This window comes from Sulfurimonas iocasae (assembly GCF_047716755.1).
Classification (GTDB): Bacteria; Campylobacterota; Campylobacteria; order Campylobacterales; family Sulfurimonadaceae; genus Sulfurimonas.
The window spans coordinates 2,647,241-2,659,628 of record NZ_CP180409.1; the positions used below are offsets into that span (position 1 = coordinate 2,647,241).

The following is a 12,388-nucleotide window of genomic DNA, read 5'->3' on the forward strand; positions in this document are numbered from 1 at the left end:
TTTATCCTAAAACCTCTAGCTATTGTAGAAGTTTTAGTACGTTTTGCTGAATAGCATTAGCTTGACTCATAGCGTACGAGCCTGACTGAGCTAAAATATTATTTTTTGCAAAGTTAGCCGATTCAGCTGCAAAGTCAACATCACGAATCTGAGATTCAGCTGCTGCAACATTTACCTGAGTAACAGATATATTACGTATAGTTGATTCAAGTTGATTTTGAGTAGAACCTATTTCTGAACGAATTGCGTCAAGAGCCTGAAGAGCATGATCCATAATCATAATAGTATTTTCTGCTGATTTTCTTGTAGTAACATCAGATTCATTTACAGGGTTACCGATACCCACTGACATAGATGAAGCAGTGTCACCAAAACCTGATGTACCTGTTTCACCCTCTTTAATATCAATAGAATTTGCGGAAGTAAGAGTTATCTTACCTGAATTATACTGGTCACCATCTATTACTTCTGCTTCTAAGCCTTCACGTAAACCTGTAATAGCCTCAGAATTATTTTCAGTTTTAATATTTATGATACTGCCATTTTCAGATGTTAGTACCATTTTTGAACCATTATGAGAAGCTGTTACTCCTGTCTCTTCTGTTTTAGCATTAATAGCCTGCATTAGATTAGTATATGTCCCAGACTGGTTATCTTCTCCTGCTTCATTAACAGGTGCTGCTCCGCTGTCACCTATAGCAATTGCCACTGGACCAATATCTACATCGTTAATTTTTAAATCACCTGCTGCTAAATTACCTGCAATAACATCTGAGTCACCTGTATATACGTTTCCAGCTCTACCTAAACCTGTAATAGCCTGAGACTTATTACTAGTTGCTATATGAACTTCACTACCATCGTTTGAAGTAAGCACCATTTTAGCACCATCATGAGTTGCGATTACACCTGTCTCTTCTGATCTATTGTTAATTGCATTCATTAGAGAATCACCAGCATCACTAACTGCTACATTAATATCTCCAATATCAATACCATTGATAACTAAATCGCCCGAACCGATTTTCCCGCCCTTAACATCAGCTCCTGTAACAACTGTCTCTGCCTTAGCATGAACATCTGTTGCATTTTCAACACTATTAATAGCAGCCGCTTTTGCCCATGCTGAACCAGCAGAGTGAGCTATAACATTAGCTCCATCTTCTGTACTAACTGAACTTATACCAGTTTTAACACCATTAATAGAGAAAGTGTTGTCAAAAGCTAAAGCAGCAGCACTAAGACTAATAGCTGAGTTTACAACACCATTATTAATGCCGCCTTCTCCTTCTTTATTTGCGTGAGCACCTATTGCATTAGTCCGTGTACTTGCAATACTAACATTTACTGTTTCATCTTTATATGCACCAATATGAAATGATTTATTTTGGTAACTACCGTCTAGTAGTTGCTGACCATTAAATGAAGTTGTTGTAGCAATATTTTGAGCCTCTTCAAGAAGTTTATCAATATCTCTTTGAATAGCAGCTCTAGAATCTGTGTTTTGACCATCAGAAGCAGCTTGAATTGCTTTAGTTCTAACAGTATTTACGATATTTTCATACTCTTCAAGAGCACCATCGGCGGTTTGAGTAACACCAATACCATCATTAGCGTTGTTAATCGCTTGACCTAATCCAGAAGCTTGGGCACGAAGGCTATTGGCAATAGCAAGACCAGAGGCATCATCTGCTGCTGTATTAATACGTAAGCCAGAACTTAAACTTTGTAAACTTTTATCTAAGTTTGCATTTGTTCGTGATGAATTCCGGTGGGCATTCATTGCCGCAATGTTTGTGTTAATTCTAAAACCCATAATAAATCCTTTTTTTGGATGTTTTATGAATTAAAGCAAAATGTATGCCAAGTTTTTTTAAAAAAATTAGTTGAAGTTTAAAATATGAGGAGGAAGAAGACACCAAAGAAGAAATCTTTGGTGCCAAAAAGATAAGAAAGTTTACTACTGTAAAAGTCTCATTACATTTTGCTGAACAGCATTAGCTTGACTCATAGCATATGAACCAGACTGAGCTAAAATATTGTGTTTTGCAAAGTTAGCAGACTCAGATGCAAAGTCAACATCACGAATCTGAGATTCAGCTGCTGCAACATTTACTTGAGTAACAGAAATATTACGAACAGTTGATTCAAGTTGATTCTGAGTAGAACCTATGTTTGAACGAATGTTATCTAAATCTTTAAGTGCATTATCCATAGTTAAAATAGTGTTCTCTGCAGCTTCTCTAGTTGTTACATCAGACTGATCAACAGCATTGCTAGAACTTACAACAAAAGAAGAAGATGGTGAAGCAAATCCAGCTGAACCAGTAGCTCCTTCTTGAACAATAACATCATCAGCAGAAATTAGAGTGATTTTACCAGCATTAAACTGATCTCCATCTACAGGAACTACTCTTCCCTCTTGATCACTTTTTAAACCAGTAGCAGCTTCAGAATTGTTAGCTGTTGTAATGCTAACTTCTTCACTACTTCTTAGTACCATTTTACCATTATCATGAGAAGCAGTTACACCAGTTTCTACTGATTTAGCATTAATAGCTTCCATTAAAGAATTTGTACTGTCATTCTCTGCAACTTCAACGTCGCCAATATCAACACCGTTGATTTTTAAATCACCTGCCTCAAGAGTAGCAGCAGTAACTTTTGATGTACCAGTATATTCATTAGCACCAGTTAAACCTAAACCAGTAACTCCCTGAGATTGATTTGCTGTTTTAATGTTAATTGTACTACCATCTTCAGCTGTAAGCACAAGCTTAGCACCATCATGAGTAGCAATTACCCCTGTCTCTTCTGATTTATTGTTAATTGCATTCATTAAATCATTACCAGCATCACTAACATCTATGCTAGCAGATCCAATATCTATACCATTGATAACTAAATCACCAGCTTTAATACTACCACCATTAATATCAGCACCTGTTACATATGTACTAGCAGTTGCACGTACACCTGTTGCAGTTTCGATACTATTAATAGCAGCTGCTTTTGCCCATGCAGAACCTGCAGAGTGAGCTATAGCATTATCTCCTGCTTCTGTACTAACTGAACTTATACCAGTTCTAACACCATTAATAGAGAAAGTATTATCAAAAGCTAAAGCAGCAGCACTAAGAGAAGGAGCTTCATTTACACCATTAGCAGCTTCATTATTTACGTGAGAACCTATTGCATTAGTTTGAGCACTAGCTATACTAATATCAACTGTTTCATCTTTATAAGCACCAATATGAAATGATTTGTTTTGGTAACTACCATCTAGAAGTTGTTGACCGTTAAATGAAGTTGTTGTAGAAATATTTTGAGCTCCCTCAAGAAGCTTATCAATATCTCTTTGAATAGCAGCTCTAGAATCCGCATTTTGACCATCAGAAGCAGCTTGAATTGCTTTAGTTCTAACAGTGTTTATGATATTTTCATACTCTTCAAGAGCACCATCAGCTGTTTGAGCAACACCGATACCATCATTTGCATTGTTAATAGCTTGACCAAGACCAGTAGACTGAGCTCTAAGCTGATTAGCAATAGCAAGACCAGAAGCGTCATCTGCCGCTGTATTGATACGTAAACCTGAACTTAAGCTTTGTAAGCTTTTGTCAAGAGAAACATTGTTTTGACCTGCATTTCTATGTGCATTCATTGCCCCAATATTTGTGTTAATTCTAAATCCCATAATAAATCCTTTTTTATGGAAGAGCCTTTCGCTCTTTAAAGTTTTTTATCTTGGCTTCCTTGCCTTGATGTAGACTAAATCGGCAGTGAAAAAAATAACTTTAGTAAATATGTAAATTCTTTATATTTTCACTATTTAATCTTTTTTTGATACACTTCCAAAACTAAAAAAGTCACTATACTATATATAGGAAAACTATTTGAACTTAATTATCGTCGAGTCACCGGCTAAAGCTAGGACTATCAAGAACTTCTTAGGCAAAGACTATGAAGTTATAGCTTCTAAAGGTCACATAAGAGATTTACCAAAATCTCGCTTTGGGATTACAGTAGAAGAAGAAACTAATCATCTTGTTCCAGCTTACAGTGTGGCTAAAGAGAACTCTGCCATTGTAAAAGAAATCAAGGCTCTTGCAAAAAAAGCTGATACTATCTATATCGCGACCGATGAGGACCGTGAGGGTGAAGCTATTGGTTGGCATATTGCACATGCTATTAAAAAAGATCCTGAGGAACTTCCTCGTATTGTTTTTCATGAGATTACAAAAACTGCTATAAACCATGCACTAGAGTCTGCTCGTAAAATAGATATGAATATGGTAAATGCTCAACAAGCTCGTCGGATGCTTGATCGTGTTGTTGGATATAAACTATCTCCTCTTTTAAGCTCTAAGATTCAAAAAGGTCTCTCAGGTGGACGCGTTCAATCATCAACTCTAAAACTTGTAGTTGATCGTGAGCGAGAGATAAAAGCATTTATTCCTGTTGAGTACTGGTCTATAGATACTATTTTTAAAAAAGACATTGAAGCTACTCTTATTACTCATAAAGGTGATAAACTCTCAAAATTATCTATTGAAAATAAAACAAGTGCAGAAGCAATTACAAAAAGTGTTAATGCTGATTCATTTATTATTTCAAAATTAGAGACTAAACAGAGAAAGACATCTACACCTCCACCATTTATGACTTCAACTCTTCAGCAGACTGCATCTAGCAAGTTAGGTTTCACCCCTAAAAAGACTATGATGGTAGCCCAAGCTCTTTATGAGGGTGTAAAAACACCTGATGGTACTTCGGGTGTTATTACATATATGAGAACTGACTCACTAAATATGGCGGCCGAAGCTGTTGGCGCAGTTCGCGGAATTATCGAAAGTAGATATGGTAAAAAATATCTGCCAGAGGAACCAAAAACTTATGGTAAAAAATCTAAAGGTGCACAAGAGGCTCACGAAGCTATCCGCCCTACCATGCTTCACTTCTCTCCCGAAGTTGCGCAAAGCTTTTTAAAAGCTGATGAGATTAAACTTTACCGTCTGATTTATGAAAGATTTATGGCTTGTCAAATGAATGATGCGCTCTTTGAGCAACAAAGTATCATCTTTAAGGGTAATGAAAATGAGTATAGAGCGAGTGGTAGAAAACTAATCTTTGATGGTTTTTATGCTGTAACGGGAACAGAAGACAAAGATAAACTTCTTCCAACTCTAAAAGAAGGTGATAAAGCTGAGATTCAAACTATCAAACCAGAGCAACACTTTACTGAACCACCTGCTAGATATTCTGAAGCATCTTTGATTAAAAAGTTAGAGTCTGAGGGTGTTGGTCGTCCATCGACTTATGCTCCGACAATAGCTACTCTTAGTGGTCGTACTTATGTGACTATTGAAAAAAAGCAAATCATTCCAACAGAGATAGCTTTTACTGTAACTGATATGCTTGAAAAGAACTTTGCCAACATCGTAGATATCTCTTTTACTGCGAATATGGAAGAAAAACTTGATGAAATTTCAGAAGGTGAAACTGACTGGCAAAAACTTTTAAGTGATTTTTACTTTCCTTTTATGGATCAAGTTGCAGAGGGTAAAGAGAAAATAGTATCTCTTAAACTTGCAAAACCACTAGGTCGTACTTGTCCGAAATGTGGAGAGCATGAACTACTACTTCGTTCAGGTCGTTTTGGTAACTTCATAGCATGTAGCGGTTTTCCTAAGTGTAAATATACAGAGCAGTGCGATGAAGAAGGTAATGCAGTAGAGAAAAAAGAAGAGACGGCAGAAGAAAAGTGTGATAAATGTGGCAACGATATGATAGTTAAAAATGGTCGTAATGGTCAGTTTTTAGCTTGTAGTAATTACCCTGATTGTAAAAACACTAAAAGTATAGATGTTGAGAGTCAAATAAGTGAAGTACCGTGTCCTGATTGTGGCGGTGAAATAAGTCTTAAAAATTCAAGACGCGGACCTTTTTGGGGATGTACAAACTATCCTGAGTGTAAGTTTATCTCTAAGTTTGAACCAACAACTATCAAGTGTAAAGAGAAGGGTTGTAAGGGAGTTCTTGCAGAGAGAACTTACCGAAACAAAGATGTTTACGAATGTGTAAAGTGTAAAACTCGTACACCAAGAGGCGAAGAAGAAGCTAAGTAAGTCATGAAAATAGGCATTATTTCAGATACTCATACTAAAGTCAAAATGGCAAAAGAAGCACTCAATCTGCTCATAGAAAATGGTGCTGAATTTATTGTTCATGCAGGAGATATTGTAGAAGTTGAGATACTTGAGATGCTTAAGAAGTGTGGAGTTAGATATATCGCGGTTTATGGAAACAATGACGCTCATCTTGCTCAGTATCATGGTAAATATAATCTAGTTCAAGAGCCTCACTACTTTAAACTTGCAAATTTAAAGTTTAAACTTATGCATATGCCTTACTATATGGCTCCAGATGCTGATATTGTACTTTTTGGTCATACTCATGAATTTGAAATTGATTTTAAGAATGGTACTCTTTTTTTAAACCCTGGTGAAGTGTGTGCAAGAAACAAATCTATCTCTGAGTGTGCTATGCTTGAAGTAACAGATGTAAACTTTGAAGTAACATACTATACTAGAGAGAAAAAAGAAAAGACTTTTAAACATCAAAAATTTTTATATGAGAGAGTAAAATCATGAATAAAGAGATTTTTTTATGTTCAATATGCAATATAAATAGCGGTACATGTAACGAAGACTGTAAGTTTTGTTCACAAAGCGTAAGATATAAAGCTGATATAGAACGTTATAAACAAAAAGCCATAGAAGATATTTTAAAAGAAGCTACTGCTGCTAGAGATAATGGTGCCCTAGGGTTTTGTCTAGTTACTGCTGACAAAGGTCTAAATGACAAAACACTAAACTTTGTATGCTCCATTGCTAAAGTCTTAACAAAAGAAGTTCCAGAGCTTAGACTTATAGCGTGTAATGGAACTGCTTCAATCGAACAACTTTTAATCTTAAAAGATGCTGGCATCAAGGCTTACAATCACAACCTTGAGACTTCAAAAGATTTTTATCCGAAAATTTGCACTACACATTCATGGGACGAAAGATATGAGACTTGTCAAAATGTAAATAAGGCTGGTTTAGTTCTTATAAGTGGAGGAATCTTTGGTCTTGGCGAAACAGAAGAGGACAGAGTATTTATGCTTGAAGCTCTAAATACTCTAAATCCAGCTTCTGTTCCTATAAACTTCTATCATCACAATGAAGCACTGGAACTAGAGCCAAATCAATTAGAAATAGAAGAAGCATTTTCACTTATAAAACTAACAAGAGAAACAATTCCTAATGCAGATAGAATCATGATAGCAGGTGGAAGAGAGTTAATGTTTGGAGATAGACAAAATGAGATTTTTAAATATGGTGCTAACTCTATTGTCATAGGAAATTATCTTACAACAAGCGGTAGAATTATGAGTAAAGATTTAGATATGCTACAATCTCTAAATCTAAAAGTTGCAAAAACTGTAAAATAAAGGAAAGTATATGAGTGACAACGTTGTTCTAATTATTACTATTTCACTCATTATCATCTCTACTCCGTTTTTTGCAAAACTTTTAAAGCTTCCAACTACCCCTATTGAAATTATACTCGGTTCGATTTTAGGATACATCGGTTTTTTACACACTGAGCATCTTTTTGACATAGTTGCTGAACTTGGATTTTTGTATTTGATGTTTATTGCGGGTACTGAGATTAACCTCAAAAAAGTTCTAAAAACACCTCCAAGCCTTATGAAAAAGGTTGCATTCTATCTGATAATTCTTTATGCCTTTTCTATAGCTATATCTTTATATCTTGACCTTGGAAAAATCTTTATGGTACTTCTTCCTCTTATTTCAGTAGGACTGATTGCAACTCTGTCTAAAGAGTATGGCAAGACTCCTTGGCTTGGTCTATCTATGACCGCTGGGGGCATAGGAGAAGTCGTAAGTATTGGGTTTTTAACACTTACCTCCGCAGCTCTAAGTTCTGGATTTGGAATGGGACTTGTTAAAACTATTTTTGCATTGATGCTATTTTTACTATTTATGTTTTTACTCTTTCGTGCCATGGAACTTCTCTTTTGGTGGTTTCCTGGAGTCTCAACTGCATTGATGCCAGTTGAGGACAACCAAGAGCAAGATATCAGATTATCTATGGGAATATTCTTTCTTCTAGTCGGTGCTATGCTTTATCTAAACCTAGAACTTGCCTTTGGAGCATTCTTAGCAGGTATCTTTATCCCGACCTTCTTTGAGCATAAAGACGAACTCCCTGAAAAACTCGCATCTTATGGATTTGGATTTTTAATTCCTATATTTTTCATACATATTGGAAGTTCATTTAACTTAGATGCACTTACTATGGAAGGTCTTATTTCAAAAGCTTTAATCATAGCGGTTATTATGATTGTTATGAGAGTTGTAGCTTCGCTGGTATTTATAAAAGAGCTTGGACTTATAGACTCTATCCTTATGGGACTCTCTCATTCGATGCCTTTAACACTTCTTATTGCAATGGCAACACTAGCTTATCACGCTTCTAGCATAGATACTCTGCACTACTATGCCTTTATCTTAGCGGCACTATTTCAGGTTATAAGTGTTATGATTATTATCAAACTTATTAACAACTTTAAGCTCAAAAAGGAGTTGAATGTCTAGATCTGTTTTACTACAACTTGCTCGTGATTCGATACAAGAAGTTTTAGAAGCAAAGAGGACTATAGACAAACCTGCCCTATTAAATGAGCATCCACTACTAAATGAAAAGATTGCTACAACGATAAATATTTATATAGAAGAAGAGTTAAGAGGTTCTTTTACATCTAAACAAGCTACAAAAAGTCTTTTAGAAGATATTATACATAACGCAAAAATGTCTGCATTTCAAGATAAAAACTTTACTCCACTCACAACCTCTGAATATCTTAGTTGTGAGATAGAATTGCTACTAAACACTCCTGATGGGGTGATGAGTGAAAAAGATCCTGCTATTTTAAAAGACTAATCCGCTAGAATTTGATCTCCACCTTGAATATAACAAGCTATGGCATAACCATGATTAAGTCCAAGAGCAATACTTCCACCTGACTCTTGAGTAATATCTCCAGCCACAAACATACCTTTTATATTTGTCTCATAGTTATCATCATGAACCGGTTTTCCATCGGCTTCTTCAATGCCTGATGAGCTAAGAAAAGCACTTGGAGTTGTTCCCCCGATTGCGTATATCACTCTATCAAAAATCTCAGCTTCAATCTCATTAAAAAGTACTTTTACTTTCCCATCAACATCTTCTAAACCATCGATGTTTGTTCCTAGGATTGGTCTAACTTCTTTATGCATTATCGCATTTGCTATGTTTGTCTGGTTGGTAGGATTGGCACGTCTAAAAGTTTCTCTTCTGTAAGAAATCGATACATCATTCTTCTCACTTAAATCAACTGCATACTCAACTGCACTGTCTCCACCACCTACTACAAGAATCTTTTCACCATCTGAACAATCATCTAATGTATAACCTATCTTCTTTTTAATGCCAGAAGGTATTTTGTAACTAGGCTTGTTGGGCTTACCCATTCTACCTATCGTTACAACTACATTTTTAGCTCTAATACTTTTACCTGCCATAAAAACTTCAAAGATATTATCCTTTTTCTCTATAGATTGGACTTCTACATGAGTTTGTAGCTCGACAGAATGGTTATTTAGTATCTCATCAAAAAAATCCAAAGTTGTTTCTTTTGTACCATCTACAAAGTAAATTCTACCGTCTAGTTCAACTTTTTGACCTTTCCAGTCCTTGTCTACTCTCTTATTATCTTTGTAATACTTACGTATAGTAGAGTTGTGGTTTTGATCTTTTTCAAGTAAAACAATATCTCTAATTCCTTGCAGGTAGCCTTCAACTGCAGTTGCGATTCCAGCTGGCCCTGCTCCAATAATTGCTAAGTTATATAAATGACTCATTGAAATTCCTTATATTATGGTGATTATTCTAACATAATTTAGTAATATTATTATATACTGATAGCATGTACTATGTAATCAAAAAACAACACACCGTGCCACCTGCTACTTTTATAAGTTTTCATGTGCTCAAATACATCGCCTCAAAGAATAATGAAAGTGTTATATTTGAATTTCAAAAAAATGGAAAAGCTTTAAGAAAATGGGTTAAAAAAGAAGATATTATTCTGCTTACAAATGATAAAGAATACTTTTTAAAGACTTTAAAACATTTTGAAAAAATTGAAGAGAATTTACAACAGGCAGTAGATGAAGCACAAAAACAACTAGACAACAGTATAAAGGTATTTTCAGAGACTATGCAATCTGAGATAGATAAATATTGTGAGATAAAAGCCTCTTCTGATATTCCTTGTATTCTTAAAAATTTATAGTGTAGGATTAATTCTTTGTACTATTCTTTAACTCTATCTTAAAACATGCTCCACGACTTGTATTTTGCACACTAATAGCACCATCACAATGCTCTGTAATAATAATTTGTGCTATATATAGACCAAGTCCTGTTCCATTTTTATCTTTAGTTGAAAAGTATTGATCAAAAATTTTAGAGATAATTTCATCAGGAATTCCTCCTGCATTATCTTCTATAGATATTACTTGACTTCCCGATTTACTTTCTTTTATATCTATGTAAATGCGCGGCTTTTTAATATTGTTTTGCATTAAAGCATCAACCCCATTGTTAAGAATACTTAAGATAACCTGCATTATCTCATTCTCAAAACTATTTATCTCAGAGAGATCTGTGTCATAATTTTTTATTACCTCTACGCGTTGAGTCTCTAATAAATGTTCACCAATATTAAGTGTTTTTTCTATTAATGCAGGGAGACTAAAAGAAGTTCGTACCTTATCGGGTTTAAAGAAGTTTCTAAAGTCATCTATAGTCTTAGAGAGATGTTTAACAAACTCATTTATTTTATATAGATTTTTTAGAGTGTATTCTTCCATCTCTTCTCTACCTTTTTGCGTAGTAAGGTCATAGATTCTTAGCTCAAAAATTTTAATCTGCATATTTATAGAGATAGCAGAGATAACACTCAGAGGCTGTCTCCACTGATGTGCAATCATAGAAATCATCTCTCCCATCTGTGCAAGACGAGACTGATTTAGCATATGCTCATCTTTAATTTTCATCTGAGCAAGCTTATTCTCCATCACTTCTTCTATTTTTACAATGTTCTCATTTACAACATTTGCCATAACAGCAATTTCATCTTTACTCTCTACATCAATCTGTTTTGCACTATTTTTTTGAAGATCTAAGTAACTAAAAAAGTCGAGAAGACCCGTTTGAAAATTTCTTATGACTTTAGAAATAGAGCGAGAAATAAGAGCACCAAAGACAATACCAAACAGAACCGTTAAAAAAGTCACTACAATAAGAACACCGACTATAAGTTCGCGTTTTTCATAGATATCTATCAAAGAGTTGTTTCTGATGCTAAGCGATTCTTGGATTATAATAGAGCTTAACTTGTTTGTATTTGGTATAACAACTGTTACATGTTCTTTGTTATACTCAATCCACTTGTATATGGCTTTTTCATAGTTTTTTGCAGAGGCAAAAAACATAGCTATTTTTTCATGCTCAAATACTGTATCAGACATAGTTTTAAGACGTTCTAATTCACTCATCATAAAAGTGTAGTTTTGCTTAAATTTATTAAGTAGTTTAGCATCTTGAGATAGTAGATAACGCTTTTCATCAGCACGAATCACATATGTATAGTGCCAAATATTTGATCCGGTGTTTATTTTTTCGATAGTATTTTGAGATAGTTCTAATTTTATATCAGCTCTCTTTGCTTCAACATATTGCTGAATCTCAAAGGTAATATTATCACCTTCTTTTTGAAGTATCTTGCTCTCTTTGTCAAGCCCTTTAAGCAGATATATTCCTCTTTTGTAATTTACATCATACTCTTTTATTGCATTTATTATCGCTTTAGTTGAGTCCCCATTCATCTTATCAAGCGTCTTATATATATTCTCCACTGCTCGTTGAGACTTGATGAAAGCCTCTTTTGCATACTCACGATTCACTAAAGAACCGTTAGCATTTAAAAGGTAGTTTTTATCTTCTAAAATTGCCCTATATGCATATCTTTCTATATTATTTGCACAAATAAGTTCATCTATCTGAGACTGAATAATATTTAATCCACTATTAGATACAATAGAAAGAGTGATGGCTACTAACACACTCAATCCAACGAGCATATAAGTCTTGAATTTGATAGAAAATTTATTTAAGAAATTCATTTTGTCCCCAAAATAAGTTATTATTAGATTCCATTATATTCCATACTTTATTTGTCTTTACTTATAAAATGAATTATAATACACTA

10 protein-coding genes are annotated in these 12,388 nt (G+C 34.6%); 6 read left to right on the forward strand and 4 right to left on the reverse strand.

The features are described 5' to 3' along the window. Positions 1-19: 19 nt before the first annotated feature. Both ACLHDE_RS13540 and ACLHDE_RS13545 read right to left on the reverse strand, forming a co-directional pair. Complete coding sequence (locus tag ACLHDE_RS13540) at positions 20-1,816, reverse strand: flagellin (RefSeq protein ID WP_415396926.1); 1,797 nt, start codon at positions 1,814-1,816, stop codon at positions 20-22. 144 nt (positions 1,817-1,960) lie between these two features. Then, positions 1,961-3,697 carry a flagellin gene (locus tag ACLHDE_RS13545; protein WP_415396927.1) on the reverse strand — a complete coding sequence of 579 codons (1,737 nt, stop codon included), beginning with the start codon at positions 3,695-3,697 and terminating at the stop codon, positions 1,961-1,963. A gap of 199 nt (positions 3,698-3,896) precedes the next feature. On the opposite strand from ACLHDE_RS13545, the gene topA reads away from it, so the two are divergent. From topA to ACLHDE_RS13570, 5 genes are read left to right on the forward strand one after another with little or no spacing between them, the layout of a single operon-like run. Beyond that, the gene (gene topA / locus ACLHDE_RS13550) at positions 3,897-6,128 is read left to right on the forward strand and encodes a type I DNA topoisomerase (RefSeq protein ID WP_415396928.1); all 2,232 of its coding nucleotides are present in this window, start codon (positions 3,897-3,899) and stop codon (positions 6,126-6,128) included. Between the two features lie 3 nt (positions 6,129-6,131). Continuing rightward, positions 6,132-6,653, forward strand: coding sequence for a YfcE family phosphodiesterase (locus tag ACLHDE_RS13555; RefSeq protein WP_415396929.1), 522 nt, complete (start codon positions 6,132-6,134; stop codon positions 6,651-6,653). Further along, complete coding sequence (locus ACLHDE_RS13560) at positions 6,650-7,495, forward strand: biotin synthase (RefSeq protein WP_415396930.1); 846 nt, start codon at positions 6,650-6,652, stop codon at positions 7,493-7,495. The genes ACLHDE_RS13555 and ACLHDE_RS13560 overlap by 4 nt, the downstream gene beginning before the upstream one ends. A gap of 10 nt (positions 7,496-7,505) precedes the next feature. Then, the gene (locus ACLHDE_RS13565) at positions 7,506-8,666 is read left to right on the forward strand and encodes a cation:proton antiporter (RefSeq protein WP_415396931.1); all 1,161 of its coding nucleotides are present in this window, start codon (positions 7,506-7,508) and stop codon (positions 8,664-8,666) included. Continuing rightward, positions 8,659-9,012, forward strand: coding sequence for an AMMECR1 domain-containing protein (locus ACLHDE_RS13570; protein WP_415396932.1), 354 nt, complete (start codon positions 8,659-8,661; stop codon positions 9,010-9,012). The genes ACLHDE_RS13565 and ACLHDE_RS13570 overlap by 8 nt, the downstream gene beginning before the upstream one ends. Here the strand turns inward: ACLHDE_RS13570 and ACLHDE_RS13575 are convergent. Then, positions 9,009-9,974: an NAD(P)-binding domain-containing protein gene (locus tag ACLHDE_RS13575; RefSeq protein WP_415396933.1), complete on the reverse strand. Its 966-nt coding sequence runs from the start codon at positions 9,972-9,974 to the stop codon at positions 9,009-9,011. The two genes, ACLHDE_RS13570 and ACLHDE_RS13575, sit on opposite strands and share 4 nt — an antisense overlap. Positions 9,975-10,039: 65 nt before the next feature. On the opposite strand from ACLHDE_RS13575, the gene ACLHDE_RS13580 reads away from it, so the two are divergent. After that, positions 10,040-10,408 carry a hypothetical protein gene (locus ACLHDE_RS13580; protein WP_415396934.1) on the forward strand — a complete coding sequence of 123 codons (369 nt, stop codon included), beginning with the start codon at positions 10,040-10,042 and terminating at the stop codon, positions 10,406-10,408. Positions 10,409-10,415: 7 nt separating this feature from the next. Here ACLHDE_RS13580 and ACLHDE_RS13585 read toward each other — a convergent pair whose 3' ends face one another. Further along, entirely contained in the window at positions 10,416-12,302 is a 1,887-nt protein-coding gene (locus ACLHDE_RS13585; protein WP_415396935.1) for a sensor histidine kinase, read from the reverse strand. Between the last annotated feature and the right edge of the window lie 86 nt (positions 12,303-12,388).

Bases quoted from the DNA above. Each gene is read 5' to 3' on its own strand.
- ACLHDE_RS13540 (WP_415396926.1), bottom strand. From the start codon at position 1,816: ATGGGTTTTAGAATTAACACAAACATTGCGGCAATGAATGCCCACCGG.
- ACLHDE_RS13545 (WP_415396927.1), bottom strand. From the start codon at position 3,697: ATGGGATTTAGAATTAACACAAATATTGGGGCAATGAATGCACATAGA.
- ACLHDE_RS13555 (WP_415396929.1), top strand. From the start codon at position 6,132: ATGAAAATAGGCATTATTTCAGATACTCATACTAAAGTCAAAATGGCA.
- ACLHDE_RS13560 (WP_415396930.1), top strand. From the start codon at position 6,650: ATGAATAAAGAGATTTTTTTATGTTCAATATGCAATATAAATAGCGGT.
- ACLHDE_RS13565 (WP_415396931.1), top strand. From the start codon at position 7,506: ATGAGTGACAACGTTGTTCTAATTATTACTATTTCACTCATTATCATC.
- ACLHDE_RS13570 (WP_415396932.1), top strand. From the start codon at position 8,659: ATGTCTAGATCTGTTTTACTACAACTTGCTCGTGATTCGATACAAGAA.
- ACLHDE_RS13575 (WP_415396933.1), bottom strand. From the start codon at position 9,974: ATGAGTCATTTATATAACTTAGCAATTATTGGAGCAGGGCCAGCTGGA.
- ACLHDE_RS13580 (WP_415396934.1), top strand. From the start codon at position 10,040: ATGTACTATGTAATCAAAAAACAACACACCGTGCCACCTGCTACTTTT.
- ACLHDE_RS13585 (WP_415396935.1), bottom strand. From the start codon at position 12,302: ATGAATTTCTTAAATAAATTTTCTATCAAATTCAAGACTTATATGCTC.